Raw genomic sequence first — 17,704 nt, 5'->3', positions numbered from 1 at the left:
ACTAAATAAATTACGCGGCTTTTAATTAAAGTCGGGAAGGAATAAGAATGAATAACCTATTTTTCAGATTATTAAATAACAAGCAATTACAGCGGCAGATAAGAATTCTTTACTATTTACATAAATGTGATTCGATTTCTTCAACTGAAAAACTAGTGAAAGAACTTGAAACAACAGCACCGACACTTCGCGCGGATATTGATTCTTTACAACAATTACTTCCCAAGGGAATGACCATCAAATATTATAAAAAGATCGGTTACCGATTGATGGTGTCTACATTCAAAACGATTGATTCCATTGTCATGGAGATTGCTAAAGATACAATTGTTTATAAATTGATTGACGAAATCTACCGAGGTCGTATTCATTCATTCCAAACTGCCACCGAACAGTTTCATCTCTCGCATTCAGTTTTGAGAAAGACCATTCGCCATATTAACAAAGAATTAAAATTTTATCGCCTTACTTTATCGACTAAACAATTAGATTTATTAGGAAATGAAGCAGATATCCGTTACTTTTTATTTGAGTTTTACCATGGTTTTAGACAAACATTTACGACCAATCATTCTTATCAAACAATCAACAATACATACGAAGAACTCCAAGAAGCGACAACGCAAATCGCAACAAATTATTTTCGCATCAACTTATGGATGAATATTTTAAAACAGCGCTTATTAAATAAACAAATGATTCATCTCGAACCGTCCTTATGTAAAGAAATTAAGGCAAGAACAAGTTTCATTCAGTTTAAATCGGTTTTTAAAAAGTATTTTAAAAGTAGATTTGGTATTACCCAAGTAGCCGAGGAGGAAATTGTTTGGTCTTACCTCATACGCTTACATTGTGTTTCTTACTACCCAGCTAACAAAACTTTGAATCTGTGCTATCCAGAAGATATTCCAACCTTAGAACAGTATGAACCATTTTTACGACCATTACAGAATTCTACAACTATCACAAATGTCGACCTGCTAAAGTTAAAAGGATATCTCAGCAACCTGCGTCTGCTGACAAAAATCTCTTCTCATTTTGAGCGAATCACTTTAGAACTTCATACCAGCGTACCTATGAAAGTCAAAAAACTTTTTAAAGAATGGCAGAACTATTTAAAAAAGTATACACATGTATTACCTTTTTCTGTTACCCACTATCAAGATATCGCCTTAACGTTAAGTATTATTCATTATGCCAATTTAACCTCTTCCTCTACCCAAAAAAAACAGACGATTTTATTTTCATTCCAAGGAGAACCCGGATTAGAAGACTATTTGACTCGATTCGTATGCCAATTGCTTCCACAAAATGTGGTTCCTCTTTTTGTCTCTAATAAATTTATTTCACATAAGATGGTTTTAGAAACTGAGGTTGCATTGGTTGTTTGCAATTATGATTTTCTAGATACAACCTGCCCTTGCCCAGTACTCTTACTTTCTTATTTTCCTACAAAAAAGGAATGGCTCGATCTACAACAATACATTTTTAAATTAGCTTATCCAATCAATGATTGATCATTAGCTGAACAAGTAATAAAAAAAAGAATCAACACGATTTTTAGTTTCGTGTTGATTCTTTTTAATTATTTATTATAAATTTTTGGTCCTTTTCGCATATTCCGTCGATCATTTTTAGGCTCGGCCATTTTTTTTGAACGTCCGCCACCTTGTTTCTTTTTGATCAATTCAAGCATTTTTTCCTTTGTATCCATCTTGCACCCCTTTCTTCATGATTGTCAGCTACGTTATCATTTTCTAGTTTTCTGATTCTTTTACATGATTCACTAAGTTTGAATTATCCCTTAGGTGCTAATAGCGCCACTAATTCCACATGATGTGTTTGTGGGAATAAATCGACTGGTTGTACTTTTTTCACTTCGTAGCCTGACTCAGCAAATAACTTTGCATCTCTGGCAAAAGTTGCTGGATTGCAAGATATATATACTAATTTCGCAGGTGCCATGTCAATGGCTGACGCAATAAAACGTGCATCTAATCCTTTTCTTGGCGGGTCGACAACGATCACAGATGGTTTGACCCCTTTGTCTTGCCATTTCTTCATGACTGTTTCTGCCTTACCTACTTCGTAATGAGCATTTTCAATTTTGTTTGTTAATGCATTGAATTGTGCATCTTCAATCGCTTCCGGAACAAGTTCCATGCCATAGACCTCTTTAACTTTATCAGCTAGAGATAAACCGATCGTTCCAATACCAGAGTAAGCATCAATGACGGTATCTTCTTTTTGTAACGCTGCAAATTCAATGGCTGTTTGATACAATTTTTCCGTTTGTTCAGTATTCACTTGATAGAATGATTTTGAGGAAATACGGTAAGTTTTGCCCAATAGTTGATCCTCAATATAACTTCTACCATAAAGAACCTTCTCTTTATCGCCTAATATCACGTTTGTTTTCTCTTCGTTGATATTTTGAATGACTGAAACGACTTCTGGCAATTCTTCATGAATAATAGACGCAATTTCCTTACCTTTAAAGAATTTTTCTTTTCGTGTAACTAAAACGACCATCATTTCATGAGAGTAATGACCTCTTCTGATGATAATATGACGGATCTGTCCTTCATTTTTCGCCTCGTTATAACCACGTACTTGGAAACGTTGCAAAATATCTCTCACACGTTTGATAGCTTCATCGATTGCTGGATCTTGAATATAATAATCCTCGATTTCAACTAGTTCATGACTATTCTTTTTATAAAAACCAGTTGCTAGACGACCATCCATTCTTCTCACTGGAATCTGCGCTTTGTTACGATAGCCAACAGGATTCTCCATTGGGATGGTAGGTAAAATGTCAACCTCTGGCATCTTTGCGATCTTGCTCATGACATTTTCCACTTGCTTTTGTTTAAAAAGTAATTGTTGCTCATAGTTCAAATGTGCTAAAGGAGCAATTCCTGTCCGTAGAAGGCGATTATCCTTTAATGGTTGACGGTCTGGTGATTCAGTTAGCCATTTTTCTACTTTTCCATAACCAAATTTATTTCCAACTTTCACTACCAGCACTTCCACTCGTTCGCCTGGCAATGCATTTTCAATAAACAAAGGATAGCCATCGATTTTAGCTACGCCCATACCTTCATAACTTAAATCGATAATATCTAATGTGTAACGTTCATTTTTTTTAACTGATAGTTTCTCTTTCATAATAACTCCTCATTTAGGTTTGTAACTGAAGCAGTTTTGCTTTTAGTACTACGGTCATATCCAAAAAACGATCATTTGTGTTTTATTGGATAGGGACTTGGTACCGGGTTGCTTCAGGACATTTTTTTAGGCATATAGAGCCTTTTTTTGGCAAGTCCATTTATTCACTTGATGCCTTCACTTCATTTACGATCCAATTGTCAATCTTTCGTCCGTCTGCTTTAGATTCAACAAAGAAAAATAACATACTGTTACATAATGATCTTCAATAAATAAGAATTAATTTTTATCATACGAAAGGGTGGAACGATCATTTGTCCCACCCTTTACGTCATTTTTCTTTATCTGCAATCTTGCCGTCACCGTCTATGTCTTCATCAGTCAAACGCTCAACTTCTTTGACAAATTCTTTGCTGACCTCTTCTAACTCCTCTTCGGAACCAGTAATTGCTTCATCTGGAATTTGGTCGATGTTTGCATAAAATTCAATATGTTGATGAAGGTTTTGGAAGTGCATAGGTGCATTTCCACCATATTCGCCGTCTAAGTTGATCATGACTGGTCGGTTGATATCGTCTTCTGTTTCGACATACAAACTGCTGGTTTTCGTATAAATCACTCGAGAATCATCTACATGGCGCCCACCATTCAACATCAAGGCTGCGATATGCAAAATTTCAAAAATATTCGCTGTTTTGACAATAATTAATGAAAATTTACCATCGTCTAGCTTGGCATCAGGAGCAATCTTTTCGAACCCGCCGACTGAATTAGTGAGTCCTAAAAAGAACATAGAGGCATTCCCGATGTATTCTCCTTCATCATATTTCAAGCGCATTTTGATTGGTTTCACTCGAGGCAGCATCTCTGCTCCTTTAGCTAAATATGCCAAATAGCCGAAAATACTCTTTAGTTCTGAAGGAACTTCATAAGTTAACTCCGTTAAATAACCACCCGCAGCGATGTTGATAAAGTAGCTATCTTCCGTTTGACCGATATCCATCTTAACCGTCTGATTCTTCTTGATAACTTCAGCTGCGGCTTTGATATCATCCCGTGGAATCTTTAACGCACGTGCGTAATCGTTAGTAGTACCTGCTGGGATAATCGCCATTTTAGGACGATGCTCAAGCGGTGCAATACCGTTAACAACCTCATTGATTGTCCCATCGCCTCCCGCAGCTACCACCAGATCAAATCCATTTTCTGCTGCTCTTCTTGCTTCATTTTTGGCAGAATTTTTTTCTGGTGTTGTCGCATACGCACTTGCTTCATAGCCAGAATCCTCCAAGGCTTGGAGGATATCCGCTAGATTTTTTTTCAACAATTCTTTGCCAGAAGTTGGATTATAAATAACACGAGCTTTTTTCATGATCTACTCCTAGCGTTTTGCTAATTCTTCTTGCAACAGTTTATTAACGACACCTGGATTGGCTTGACCTTTAGTTGCTTTCATGATTTGTCCTACTAAGAAACCAACCGCACGATCTTTTCCGTTTTTGAAGTCATCTACTGATTGTTGGTTATTATCTAAGATTTCGTTGATAATTGGTAATAGTTTGCTTGGATCAGACAACTGAACCCAACCATTTTTTTCAACGACATCTTGTGCGTCGCCACCATTTGTGATCAATTCTCGGAATACTTTTTTCGCAATCTTAGAACTAATCGTACCATCTGCAATCAGACGAATCATGCCTGCTAGATTTTCAGGAGTCAAGTTCGTTTGAGCTAATTCTAGTTTCTCACTGTTCAAGTAAGCAGATACTTCACCCATTAACCAGTTAGATGCCTGTTTTGCATCCGCACCATTCTCTAAAGTCGCTTCAAAGAAGTCAGACATTTCTTTTGATAGAGTTAGAACCATTGCATCATACTCTGGTAACCCTAATTCTTGGATATAACGTTGACGACGAGAAGCAGGCATTTCCGGCAAGCTTGCTTTCACTTTTTGGATCCATTCATCGTCAATCATAAATTTAGGAATATCAGGTTCAGGGAAATAACGATAATCGCTAGAACCTTCTTTGACACGCATCAAAATTGTTTTATTAGTTGTTTCGTCAAAACGTCGTGTCTCTTGTTGGATTTCTCCACCAGAAAGTAAGACTTTTGCTTGACGTTTTTCTTCGAAGGCTAGACCTTTTTTAACAAATGAAAGGGAGTTTAAGTTTTTCAACTCTGCTTTTGTTCCAAATTCTTCCTGTCCATAAGGTCGTAAAGAAATATTGGCATCACAGCGCATAGAACCTTCTTCCATTTTCACATCACTAACTTCAGTAAATTGGATGATTGAACGCAATGCTTCTAGATAAGCATAGGCTTCTTCTGGTGAACGCATATCAGCTTCAGAAACGATCTCGATCAATGGTGTCCCTTGACGGTTTAAGTCAACGTAAGAATAGCCACCAATACCATGCATGTTCTTACCAGCATCTTCTTCTAAGTGAACACGTTCGATCCGTATTTTCTTTTTCTTACCTTCAACTTCGATCTCGATCCAACCGTCATGCCCAATGGGTTGATCAAATTGTGAGATTTGGTAAGCTTTTGGATTATCTGGGTAAAAATAATTTTTACGATCAAAATGTGTGTCTTTAGAAATTTCACAGTTCAAAGCGAGTGCTGCTCGCATACCAAATTCTAATGCTGCTTTATTCATTACTGGTAAAACACCAGGATATCCCCAGTCGATCACATTTGTATTGCTGTTTGGTTCAGCTCCAAAATGTGCAGGAGCTGGAGAGAAAATTTTTGAGTTGGTCTTTAACTCAACGTGGACTTCAAGCCCAATGATTGTTTCAAAGTTCATTCGCCTTTCCCTCCTAAAATTGCTGGTTTTTGATTATGGAATTGTGTTGCTTGTTCAAAAGCATAGGCTGCTTGGTACATTGTTTTTTCATCAAAATAATTACCAATGATTTGTAAACCAACCGGCATATCCTCAGATAATCCCGCAGGAACTGACATTCCTGGTAAACCAGCTAAGTTAACAGGAATTGTTAAGATGTCACTCATGTACATCGTGATTGGATCATTGATGTTTTCACCGATACCAAATGCCACTGTTGGAGAAGATGGGCCGATGATCAGATCGTAGTCTGCAAAGACTTTTTCAAAATCACGTTTGATCAATGTTCGAACTTGACCCGCTTTTTTAAAGTAAGCATCATAATATCCAGCACTTAATGAGAATGTTCCCAACATGATCCGACGTTTGACTTCTTCACCAAAACCTTCAGTACGTGAATTCACATATACATCTTCTAAGTTCTTCACATTTTCTGAACGGTAACCGAAACGGATACCATCAAAACGTTGTAAGTTGGAACTTGCTTCTGATGAGGCAATGATATAGTAGACTGCTACCCCATATTTTGAATGTGGCAAACTTACTTCTTCTACAGTTGCGCCTAATGAACGGAAAGTTTCTGCCGCTTTCAAAATGTTTTCTTTTACGCCAGGAGCGACTCCTTCGCCAAGATATTCTTTTGGTAAAGCAATCTTCATCCCCTTGATGTCGCCAGTTAATCCTTCGGCAAAATTAGGAACAGAAACACCAGAAGATGTGCCATCTTTTTCATCATAGCCACTGATTGCTGTTAAAGCTAATGCATTATCTTTCACGTTGCGAGTCATTGGCCCGATTTGATCTAGTGATGAGGCAAAGGCGATCAAACCAAAACGTGACACACGTCCGTAGGTAGGTTTCATTCCCACGATTCCATTAAATGAAGCTGGTTGGCGAATACTTCCGCCTGTATCACTACCTAAGGAAACTGGGATTTGTCCAGCAGCGACTGCAGCAGCCGAACCACCAGAAGAACCACCAGGAACTTTCGAATGGTCCCAAGCATTTTTTGTTTTCTTAAAGTAAGAAGTTTCTGTACTTCCTCCCATCGCAAACTCATCCATGTTCAATTTACCAACTGGAATCATATCTGCTTGATACACTTTGTCCATGACAGTAGCATCATAGATAGGATCAAAATTATAAAGAATTTTGGAAGCGGCAGTCGTCAACAGATCTTTGGTAACGATATTGTCTTTGATCCCAATTGGAATCCCAGCTAAGACATTATTTTCGTCAATTCCTTTTTCATCTAACGCTTTGGCTTGTGCCAGAGCTTTTTCTTCATTCAATGTAATAAAAGCTTCAATCTCTGGCTCAGTTTCTTTGATTCGCTCAAAGGTTGCTCTTGTTAAATCTTGTGCAGTGATTTCTTTAGAAACCAGTAATGCGTGCAATTCTTCTAAAGAAAGATCATATAGTTTTGTCATTATGCGCCAGCCTCCCCATTGTCAATAATTGCTGGCACTTTGATAAAGCCATCTTCTTTTTCTGGTACATTTCTCAACAATTCATCGCGATCCCAACCAGCACTTGCTCGGTCTTGTCGCATAACGTTCACTGTTTCAACCACATTTGATGTAAATGGAACACCTTCTGTATCAACTTCCTCAAGCATTTCCACCATATCAATGATTTTCCCTAATTGATCAGTAAAACTTGCAAGTTCTTCATCTGCGAACGCAAGTTTTGCTAATTTGGCAACGTGTTTTACTTGTTCTTCACTGATCGCCATACTACCCCTTCTTTCTAAACGAGTTAAAAACTTTGCTCTCTATTTTAACATAAGTGATTCCCATCTGAAATTGTTTCTTGAAATTTGTCTGAAAAAAATCAGATTTTCTTAATTAAAATGACTGTCAGCTAATGCTTCTGCCATTTTTTCTTCTGACCATACGTCGATTCCTAGTTCTTGTGCTTTGGTCAGCTTACTACCAGCGTCTTCACCTGCAACCACGATATCGGTTTTCTTAGACACACTGCCAGTAACCTTACCTCCAAGATTTTCAATGGTTTCTTTTGCTTCTTCACGCGTAAAACGAGTCAATTTCCCTGTTAAAACCACTGTTTTTTCTTTAAAAGGCGAGTCGATCGTTTCGATCTGTGAAGAGCGAATCCCTTTATACTCAAAGTTGACACCTGCTTGTTTTAGTTCGGACATCAAGTCATGGACCTCTTCATTACTGAAATAAGTCACTACGCTATCAGCAATCGTATCGCCGATCGTGTCTAAAACAATGATCGATTCAAAGTCACTTTTACTTAATGTTTCCAGATCGCCAAAATGCTCTGCTAATATCTTCGCTGCCTTGGAGCCGACGTGGCGAATCCCTAAGCCAAATATCAATCTTTCGACCGAATTATCCTTACTATCGTGGATCGCTGTCAATATATTATTGGCTGATTTTTCTTTGATTTTATCTAACGTCAGCAATTCCTCTTCCGTTAGCTTGTAAAGATCAGCCACATCTGTAACTAGTTGTTTATCATACATCTGTGCCAATACTCTTGGTCCTAGGCCATCGATATTCATGGCGTTACGTGAAACAAAATGATTCAATCCTTCTTTGATTTGGGCTGGACACTTCGGATTGATACAACGAAGAGCAACCTCTTCATCAAGATGAACTAATTCACTATGACAGATCGGACAATGTGTTGGTAAAACATAAGGTTCGCTATCAGCAGGTCGTTGATCCAACACGACTTGTGCTACTTCAGGGATAATATCTCCTGCTTTATAGATACGAACAATATCGTTTAACCTTATATCTTTTAACTTGATGTAATCACCGTTATGCAGACTTGCTCGACTAACTGTCGTGCCAGCCACTCGTACCGGAGTCATAATCGCTGTAGGTGTCACAACACCAGTCCGCCCAACCGTCCATTCGATTTCTTCGATCTTCGTTTCTACTTCTTCCGGTGGGAATTTATATGCTGTTGCCCAACGAGGTGCTTTGACAGTAAAACCTAATTGGTCCTGTAAAGAAAAATCATTCACTTTGATGACGATTCCATCAATTTCATAGGTTAAGTCCATTCGTTTTTCATGGTATTCTTCAATAAATGACCAAACTTCATCAATCGAATGACATAAACGCTTTTCGTGATTCGTATGGAAACCGATCTGTTCTAATTCTTCTAAAGCATCATATTGGGTTGTTGCTTTCATCGGTCCAAAATCCGCTACCGTATATAAAAAAGTATCCAAATTACGTTTTGCAGTAATTTTAGAGTCCAGTTGTCTCAGTGATCCTGCAGCTGCATTTCGAGGATTTGCAAAAATATCTTTTCCTTCTGCTTCTCTTGCTTGATTTAATTGCACAAATGATTTTTTGGGCATAAAACATTCGCCGCGGACTTCGATACTGATAGCATCTTTCAACTTCAATGGGACAGAACGAACTGTTTTTAGATTTTCTGTGATATTTTCGCCAACCGTCCCATCTCCTCTTGTTGCACCACGAACAAATTCGCCATTTTCATAGCGCAAGGAAACCGATAAACCATCAATTTTTAACTCACAGCAGTAATCAACAGGGCGACCAATTGCTTTTTGGACACGTTGATCAAAGGCAAAGAGTTCGTCTTTGCTAAATACGTCATTCAAACTATAAAGCGGAATATCATGAGTCACTTTTTCAAAGCCACTGAGAACTTTCCCCCCTACTCGCTGAGTTGGTGAATCCGAAGTGATTAAATCAGGATATTGCTCTTCAATTGCTACTAATTCAGCATATTCTTGATCATAAACATAATCTTCGACAGTTGGTTTATCTTCAACATAATATTCTCTGGACCAACGATTTAACCGAGATCGTAGTTCTTCTGCTCGTTTTGCAGCTTCATCAATTGTCATTTCATGTTCCATCGTTTATCCCCCCTGTTTAAACTTTTTCAATTGGCGCAAATGCTGCTAACAACCGTTTCACACCTTGACTAGGAAATGCCACGTCCAATTCTAAATCTTTGGCAGTACCATTTACCCTTACCACTGTTCCGATCCCCCATTTTTTATGGTTGACTTTATCACCTGCTTTCCAGCTATTGCTTTCTCCACCAGTTGCTGTTTTTGAAGAAACAACAGTTGTTACTGGTTGTTTGTAGGCTGGTTTAGCTGTTCTGCTCGTAAAAGGACTCGTTTGTTTTGGCGTTGGCCGCATGCCTTGGACTTCTAATAATTCTTGATCGATTTCTTCTACAAAGCGAGAAGGTCGATTATATTGCGTCCTGCCATATAAGGTACGGGAAAAAGCATTGGTCAGGTAGAGTGCTTCTTCTGCTCTCGTGATCCCGACATAAGCAAGTCTTCGTTCTTCTTCCAATTCGCTTTCTTCCATCAAGGCTCGTGACAATGGGAAAACCCCTTCTTCCAACCCAATCAGAAAGACGACTGGAAATTCAAGACCTTTTGCGGCATGCAAAGTCATCAATGTCACTTGGGTAGTTTCTTCTTCTAAATTATCGATGTCAGAAACTAAGGCCAAGTCATTTAAAAATACAGTTAATTTTTCTTCTGGTGCATCCGCATTTTCTTCATTTTGTTTTTCAAATTGTTTATCAAATTCTTGAGTAACGGTTAAAAATTCTTCCAAGTTTTCGATTCTTGCTTGTGATTCTAAAGTATTTTGAATTTTTAAGTCTTCTAGATACCCACTACGTTCTAAGATTTCTTTTGTCAGTTCGGTCACTGTTAGATAGGGAACCATTTGTGTGACGTCATTGATCATATCGCCAAAAACTGCTAATTGTTGACCGGCTTTTCCACCAATGTTAGTTAAATCAACATTTTGCGCCGCTTCAAGGAGTGGCCATTGGTGGATCGTCGCAAAACTTCTTAATTTCTCGATTGAGCCAGGTCCGATCCCGCGTTTAGGCGAATTAACGATCCGTTCAAAACTGATTGAGTCTTGAGGATTCGCAATCACATTCAAATACGCTAAAATATCCTTAATTTCTTTACGGTCGTAGAACTTATGTCCGCCCACCATTTTATAAGGAATATTCGCTTTTAGTAAGGTTTCTTCCATCACACGAGACTGAGCATTGGTTCGGTACAAAATCGCAAAGTCGCCATAATTTCGTTGATTTTCACGAATTTGCTCTTGCATACGATCCACGATGAAACGTGTTTCATCTCGCTCGTTATCTGCACGGTAGTAAGTGATTTTATTTCCTTCCCGGTTTTCTGTCCAAAGATTTTTCGGCTTTCGATTGCTATTATTTTCGATCACTTGGTTGGCAGCACTTAAAATTGTTTTAGTCGAACGGTAGTTTTGCTCTAATAAAATGACTGTGGCATCCGGATAATCTTTTTCAAAATCCAAAATATTTTGCATATCAGCGCCACGCCAACCGTAAATACTTTGATCAGCATCCCCCACAACACATAAATTTTGGAATCTTTGGGCGAGTAGATTAACTAAAGTATATTGTGCATGGTTCGTGTCTTGGTATTCATCCACATGGATGTAATGGAATTTATTTTGATAATAAGTCAAAGAATCTGGATGCTCTTCAAATAACCGAATGGTATTCATAATCAAGTCATCAAAATCCATACATTGGTTATATTGTAATTCTTTTTGATAAGCTACATAACACTTAGCTGCAATTTCTTCATAGTAGCTTCCTTGCAACTTGGCAAACTCCTGAGGGTTTTGCAAGTTGTTTTTTGCTTGCGAAATCGTTCCAAGTATACTTCTTGGATCGTATTTTTTCGGATCAATATTCAATTCTTTTAAGATACGTTTCATTAAAGACAACTGTTCAGAAGAATCGATAATAGTAAAATTTCGGTTGTAACCGATAAAATCGACATCTCTTCTTAAGATACGCACACACATGGAATGGAAAGTCGATACCCAAACATCTTCGCCACCATATTCTAAAATGGCATTTACCCGCTCCTTCATCTCTTTAGCGGCTTTATTGGTAAAAGTAATCGCTAGGATGTTCCACGGATTTACTTCCTTTTCTTCAATCAAATAAGCAATTCGGTGGGTCAATACCCTCGTTTTCCCACTACCTGCACCGGCCATCAATAATAGTGGTCCCTCGGTATGAAGAACCGCTTCTTTTTGTCGAGGATTCATCCCATTCAATAATTCACTTTTGGATGACATTTACAACATCCTTTCTTTTATCAATCCGTTTAATTATAGCATTTCCCCAGCTTTCATTAAAGCATATATTATCTATGAATAGGGTAGTAATAACCGCAATCTGATCACTGCAAGCGAAATGAAAATTTGTTTGCAAAGCGATGAATTTGCAATGAAAAAAAATTTCTTTTCTTTTCCTCTTGTAAAAAAGAAAAAATCACGCTAAATTAAATTGAAACGAGGGATTAGCAATGAAAACAAAAACATTATTTAAACATGTCGACAAAACACAACTATATTATATTTTAAAAGGGGTCTTAGTTGGGTTGCTCACTGGCGGTATCGTTAGCATTTTTCGCTTGGCGATTGAGAAATTTGGTGAATTGACCGAACAAGTTTACCTTCATAGTCAACAAGAACCTTTATATTTAGCATTTATCTTAGCAGCTTCAATTATTATTGCTATTTTTGTGGGATTTCTTATCAAAAGCGATCCCGATATTAAAGGAAGCGGCATTCCCCAAGTTGAAGGACAATTACAAGGAGAATTAACAGTCTCATGGTTTTCTGTTCTATGGAAAAAATTTATTGGAGGCGTGTTATCTGTTGGTTCCGGTTTATTCTTAGGTCGAGAAGGTCCATCAATCCAGTTAGGCGCAGTGGTGGGTGAAGGAACAAGCCAATTATTAAACAGCTCTTCGGCTGAAAAGAAAATTCTTATCTCTAGCGGAGCGAGTGCGGGATTAGCAGCAGCATTTAATGCACCGATTGCTGGGTTATTATTTGTTTTAGAAGAAATCCATCATTCTTTCTCTCCATTAGTTTGGCTGACATCCTTTACATCAGCGATCACTGCTAATTTTGTGTCACTTTATTTTTTCGGTTTGAAACCTGTATTGTCTCTAGGAAAAATTCCGTCTTTACCGTTAAAATATTATGGTTTTTTAATTATTCTAGGTATTATTCTCGGTGTGCTAGGGTATATTTATCAGATCGTTTTGCTTAGCTTACCAAAATTTTATCGAAAGCTGCCGATTCCTGCACACTTTCACGGAATCGTTCCTTTTCTTTTAGTTTTGCCGATTGGCTATTTTTGGCCAACAATCCTAGGGGGCGGAAACCAGATCATCATCACTTCAGGACATGCCTTTTACCCATTAACATTGATTGCAGGTCTGTTTATCTTACGGTTTTTCTTTTCTATGGTTTCATATGGCGCCAGTTTACCGGGCGGGATTTTTTTACCAATCCTAACTTTAGGTGCGCTGATTGGAGCATTTTATGGAGGGGCTTTAGTGAACTTAGTTGGTATGAATCCGATTTATGTCAAAGACTTTCTCGTGATTGCGATGGCAGGTTACTTTACAGCAATCGGAAAAGCCCCGTTGACTGCAATTATCTTAGTAACGGAGATGGTCGGTTCTTTGAATCATTTGATGCCTTTAGGTGTCGTTTCACTCTTCGCTTACGTTAGCAATGATTTATTAGGAGGCAATCCGATTTACGAATCTTTACTCGAGCGATTGATTCAACAAGAAAAACAACCAATATTAGTCGGCAAAACAACCTTTGATTTTCCAATCACTGCGGAAAGTACATTGGATGGACGAATGGTCAGAGATTTCAATTGGCCAAAACATATGTTACTCGTTTCCATTATTAGAGGAAATAAAGAGATTTTAACTCATGGGGATACAATCATGAATGTTGGCGACATTTTAGTCATCTTAACCGATGAACGTCATCTTTCAAGCGTACGGAAAACGATTGTTGCTCGCTCTTCGATTTTAACGACGAAACAAGCCTTTTAGGCAATAAAAATTTGCTCTTACGATTAGCCAGTATGCTAGTAGTAAGAGCAAATTTTTATTTTATAGGGAAATACAACCAGTATCTTTATCTTTAAAAAAACTTTTCATCTTATTCTCTTTCTTTATTTCCCCAAAAATACTTCACTGTAATTGTTACTCCTACAAGGAATATTCCTAAGAAACTAATCATTAAACTGTCTGTGTCCGTTGTTTTGGGGAAGGTACTCATCGTTTTTACTTCTGTTTTAATCACATAACCTGGTTTTTGAGCCCCTGCACTTTCTTGCTGGTCATTTGGCAGTTCGGCATCAATTCCAAGTGATCCTTTTACGTCAAGTGTTGCCTTCATATTATCCCTTCTAACTTTTTTAATCAGTTTAAGGCGCTGCTGTCCAAGATACAGCATCTAATTGCAACGTCAAATTGAACGTTGGTGTACTCTTGGTTGCTGTGGTAGAAGATACTGTTCCAGCATAGTTGAAGGTGGTCGAAAAAGCATTATTTGCGGTACCATTTGCAGTTAGTTTTCCTTCATTGTTTGCTAATGTAAAGAGTTTGACTGGTGTCGTCGCAAAATCTGTGAGTGTTCCTGCGGCGATCAAGGAAGTGTTCGTTGCTGCTGGAGAAACAAGATTTAGACTAGAAATTTCTGTAATACTTTCGGCATTTGTTTGCGCGAAATCTGCAATGGATACATCAACTGGACGTCCCGATTTATTTTCAATAGTATAGGTTGGAGATTCAATATCATTTCGCCCGCTTACGTTATAGAATATGGTCGCTGTATCTAATGTCACATTGATCCAATTGTCATGACTTTCCTCAATCGCTTCTTCTGGATCTGTGTTATCTAATCCAATCGTACCATTGATTTGAATATCGGCTTGGTCAACACCAATCACGTCTTCCGCTTGAACCATTGCGGGCGCAACAAATCCAACAAAACTCCCACTAAACAACATACTTACAAGTACTTTTTTCATCATATCAATAAACCCCTTTTATTTTTTATTCAACTGTTAATGTAACTCCTGCAGCCACTTGACCTTTTTTTCGTTGGTGTCTGGGTCATACAAACTAAATAAAGCAACTGATGGATACTCCCCCTTTTCTAATGCCTGTTCCAACGTGACATTTTTTATTTCATACCCGGGCTGAATCGCACCGGAAGTATAAACAAGTTGATTGTTCTTTTTTTCTCTAATTTCTACATTGATCGGATAGCCATTTTCACTGGGATTTTTTATCATCAATTCGCCGCTCCCTGTTTGTCGATCGATTTTCGCTTCAGGTGAGATAACTAAATTGAATTTGCTTTTATCTACTGCAACCTGTGCCATTTTTTTCTTTTCAGAGTCAGAGATTTTTTGGGCATCTTTCCCAGCGGGTAAAAATTCGCCACTAACAATAGTAACGGGCTCTGGTTTTGCTTGAAGATAATAGCGGTACACTAGCCAGCCACTTAGCAACAACAATAATCCTAGTAGAATGAGTAGTACCTGTTTTTGTTTTTTCCGTTTTGTTTCTTCCATTGCTTTTCTCCTTTATTCTTTAGCTGATAGTTGATAAGTAAAGGCATAACTAGGATAATATTTTTGTAAAATGTTTCCTGAAAATTCTCCAGCTAAATAAAGTTCAATTGGTTCTGTTAAAAAAGGGGCAATTTCCAATCTGTCCACATTATTTTGCCCGACAACCAACGGTCCCATCGTTGTCCCATCAGTGGCAACAAGATTAAGAATCAACTCGTTATGATTTCCGCCAGAAAATTGATTGACTAGCACAACTGATGAATCAGCTGTAAGATCTTGAACCGTGCCAATCGTAAAATCAATGGGATAGTTACTCGAACTAATGATTGGTTTGGTCGAAGATGCCGTGTCGAATGCACCTTCTGTTTTCGATTCAAATATCATTTCTAAAGGTACTTCCACACTTAATGGACTTTTGACTACTTCCACCTGTTGTTCTACCCAAAGGCTTTCAGTTAAATAGGCTTGAAGTTCGGGATCATCGTTGACGGCACCAGCTATTTTTGTATAGACAAAATAAGTTCCAGCTGGTAGTTTTTCTTTTGTCCATGTCATTCCCGCGGTTTCTTCGACTGCGATCATCCCATCTGTATTTTCATCAGCAAGCTCAACTTGTTGTTGTGCTTCCTCAGTCGTTAAATCGGTTTCACTCCAAAGTTGTTTCGTACTTAATTTAAACGTCGTTGCCTTTCCTATCCGACTGGCTGGCTCATAAGCATTGATCGTAGTGTCTAATTGACTTTGTCCGACCGCTACACTCGGCTGTGCTTTCCAATCGGTAATATTGATTTTTTTTTGATAGATTGCTTGTTTTAGAGCTGTATTTGTAAAGTAACTGTCATTTAATGTAGCTGTACCAGCTCCTACTACTTCCTTTTTTTGTAAACTTTGATCAGTTGCTAAATAGCTAAATTGATAGCCTCCTATTTCTCCTGCTACTCCATCGATCCGGTTAAATGTCATATTTCTAGCAAACAAGCCGTTGGTATTAGAAGTATTTTGAAAACGAACAAAATCGGGCTCATCCGCATTCATTACAACATTTCCATTTGAATTGAATCTGCCTTGGCTGATCATTGAAGTTTGTGAATTAGCGCCAAAATTGATTTCTGCTGCTTGACCATTCGTAAAATTCATTGGCTTGTTACCTGTTTGTTCATACAAAAATTTAGCATTTTGACCAATCGTAAAAATTAATCCTGTCCCATCATAAGAAAAATAATCTTTGCTTGATGTCAATTGCACATTCGCATTTTCTTCAAGAGTGACTCGTATTTTCCGATCACCCGATCCGCCAGAAGCTGAACCATAAAACAAAGCGAGATTCGTACTCGTTTGGTGGTTGATAATCGTCGTCGAATCTTTCGCAAATGTAATGTTGTTTCCTTCCATGAACTCTTCGCTGTTTGCTCCTGCTTCACTGACAAATTCATTTTTCCCCTCAAAGGTGAAGGTGGATTCTGTATGCCAAGCTAGAAGTGGTTGCGCCCCGGTCTTGCCATAATAATTGACGTTTTCAAAAACCGCGTCAAATGAGAGGACAGATAAACTTCCAGCCCCTAAGATCCCGTAGTAAGATTGGTTGCCATAGATAACGCCATTTTCATCAGTTAGTGTCGCGCTTCCAAAATTCATGTTTTTCATTTTGATTCTTAATCCACTAATCTTCACTCGATAGCCAGTATTCGAAGCGGTTGAGTTGGAAGCGTTGGTATATAGCATATGATGATTTTGACCATCGATCTCGACATTTTTATAAAACTCAAAAACATCCGCATCTGTATACACGATGTCTGCTGTCAAAGCAACATAATAGGTTCCCGAACCTGAATCATTATTGATCTCACTCATTACCCTAATTAATTCATCTGCTGTTGCTGCAGTATAAGGACTTTCTAATGTTCCTTCTCCAACCAAAGGACTAATTGCACCAATTTCGTCGGACAGTTCAGCGTTTTCTGCTAACACTTATTTTGTTTCTTCGCTGCTTGTTGATGCTTCGGTGATTTCATTATTGACATCTTCATGGGATTCTTCCGTAGTTGTCTCAAAGGAAACGGAGTACTCATCACTTGTGCTCGTTTGCACATTGTCATGGAGATTTACACTATTCTCAGCATTTTCTTGTGCATCAAAGTCATTGACTGGGACAATACTAGCACAAAGAATAAAGAGCGATAAAACAACCCATTTTGTACTTTTTTTCATATTCCCCTCCTCTATAACCATTCT

15 protein-coding genes are annotated in these 17,704 nt (G+C 38.1%); 2 read left to right on the top strand and 13 right to left on the bottom strand.

The window, feature by feature from the left end; genetic code table 11:
• Window positions 1–47 precede the first annotated feature (47 nt).
• On the top strand, window positions 48–1,517 hold the full coding sequence (locus AB3I42_RS04110) for a helix-turn-helix domain-containing protein (RefSeq protein ID WP_063627210.1): 1,470 nt from the start codon (window positions 48–50) through the stop codon (window positions 1,515–1,517).
• Between the two features lie 68 nt (window positions 1,518–1,585).
• Here the strand turns inward: AB3I42_RS04110 and AB3I42_RS04105 are convergent, their stop codons facing one another.
• From AB3I42_RS04105 to pcrA, 8 genes are all read right to left on the bottom strand, one after another.
• A complete protein-coding gene (locus tag AB3I42_RS04105) occupies window positions 1,586–1,714 on the bottom strand; it encodes a hypothetical protein (RefSeq protein ID WP_010718988.1) in 129 nt (42 codons plus the stop codon).
• A gap of 83 nt (window positions 1,715–1,797) precedes the next feature.
• The gene (gene rlmD / locus AB3I42_RS04100) at window positions 1,798–3,171 is read right to left on the bottom strand and encodes a 23S rRNA (uracil(1939)-C(5))-methyltransferase RlmD (protein ID WP_010737715.1); all 1,374 of its coding nucleotides are present in this window, start codon (window positions 3,169–3,171) and stop codon (window positions 1,798–1,800) included.
• A 331-nt stretch (window positions 3,172–3,502) separates the two neighbouring features.
• Window positions 3,503–4,543: a diacylglycerol kinase gene (locus AB3I42_RS04095; protein ID WP_010718986.1), complete on the bottom strand. Its 1,041-nt coding sequence runs from the start codon at window positions 4,541–4,543 to the stop codon at window positions 3,503–3,505.
• 9 nt (window positions 4,544–4,552) lie between these two features.
• Entirely contained in the window at window positions 4,553–5,983 is a 1,431-nt protein-coding gene (gene gatB / locus AB3I42_RS04090) for an Asp-tRNA(Asn)/Glu-tRNA(Gln) amidotransferase subunit GatB (RefSeq protein WP_010737716.1), read from the bottom strand.
• Window positions 5,980–7,452 carry an Asp-tRNA(Asn)/Glu-tRNA(Gln) amidotransferase subunit GatA gene (gatA, locus tag AB3I42_RS04085; protein ID WP_034867021.1) on the bottom strand — a complete coding sequence of 491 codons (1,473 nt, stop codon included), beginning with the start codon at window positions 7,450–7,452 and terminating at the stop codon, window positions 5,980–5,982. Before gatA ends, gatB begins: the two co-directional genes overlap by 4 nt.
• On the bottom strand, window positions 7,452–7,757 hold the full coding sequence (gatC, locus tag AB3I42_RS04080; protein ID WP_010718983.1) for an Asp-tRNA(Asn)/Glu-tRNA(Gln) amidotransferase subunit GatC: 306 nt from the start codon (window positions 7,755–7,757) through the stop codon (window positions 7,452–7,454). Before gatC ends, gatA begins: the two co-directional genes overlap by 1 nt.
• Before the next feature lie 108 nt (window positions 7,758–7,865).
• Complete coding sequence (ligA, locus tag AB3I42_RS04075) at window positions 7,866–9,896, bottom strand: NAD-dependent DNA ligase LigA (RefSeq protein ID WP_010737718.1); 2,031 nt, start codon at window positions 9,894–9,896, stop codon at window positions 7,866–7,868.
• Between the two features lie 16 nt (window positions 9,897–9,912).
• On the bottom strand, window positions 9,913–12,150 hold the full coding sequence (gene pcrA / locus AB3I42_RS04070) for a DNA helicase PcrA (protein WP_010737719.1): 2,238 nt from the start codon (window positions 12,148–12,150) through the stop codon (window positions 9,913–9,915).
• Between the two features lie 230 nt (window positions 12,151–12,380).
• On the opposite strand from pcrA, the gene AB3I42_RS04065 reads away from it, so the two are divergent.
• Window positions 12,381–13,940 (top strand): ClC family H(+)/Cl(-) exchange transporter, encoded by a 1,560-nt coding sequence (locus AB3I42_RS04065; protein ID WP_081129521.1) that lies wholly within the window; start codon window positions 12,381–12,383, stop codon window positions 13,938–13,940.
• Window positions 13,941–14,049: 109 nt separating this feature from the next.
• Here the strand turns inward: AB3I42_RS04065 and AB3I42_RS04060 are convergent, their stop codons facing one another.
• Genes AB3I42_RS04060 through AB3I42_RS04040 form a run of 5 tightly spaced genes read right to left on the bottom strand, consistent with a single transcriptional unit; the run spans window position 14,050 to window position 17,680 of the window.
• Window positions 14,050–14,289 carry a hypothetical protein gene (locus AB3I42_RS04060; RefSeq protein WP_010718979.1) on the bottom strand — a complete coding sequence of 80 codons (240 nt, stop codon included), beginning with the start codon at window positions 14,287–14,289 and terminating at the stop codon, window positions 14,050–14,052.
• A 28-nt stretch (window positions 14,290–14,317) separates the two neighbouring features.
• Window positions 14,318–14,926 (bottom strand): hypothetical protein, encoded by a 609-nt coding sequence (locus AB3I42_RS04055; protein ID WP_010737721.1) that lies wholly within the window; start codon window positions 14,924–14,926, stop codon window positions 14,318–14,320.
• A gap of 33 nt (window positions 14,927–14,959) precedes the next feature.
• On the bottom strand, window positions 14,960–15,472 hold the full coding sequence (locus tag AB3I42_RS04050; RefSeq protein WP_014834611.1) for a hypothetical protein: 513 nt from the start codon (window positions 15,470–15,472) through the stop codon (window positions 14,960–14,962).
• Window positions 15,473–15,484: 12 nt separating this feature from the next.
• Window positions 15,485–17,440 (bottom strand): hypothetical protein, encoded by a 1,956-nt coding sequence (locus tag AB3I42_RS04045; RefSeq protein ID WP_181933735.1) that lies wholly within the window; start codon window positions 17,438–17,440, stop codon window positions 15,485–15,487.
• Entirely contained in the window at window positions 17,441–17,680 is a 240-nt protein-coding gene (locus tag AB3I42_RS04040) for a hypothetical protein (protein WP_181914445.1), read from the bottom strand.
• Window positions 17,681–17,704 lie beyond the last annotated feature (24 nt).

This window comes from Enterococcus sp. C53, assembly GCF_040887425.1.
Lineage (GTDB): Bacteria > Bacillota > Bacilli > Lactobacillales > Enterococcaceae > Enterococcus_B > Enterococcus_B hirae.
The sequence above is the reverse complement of the archived record's forward strand: the minus strand, read 5'-3'. Positions and strand labels throughout refer to the sequence as shown.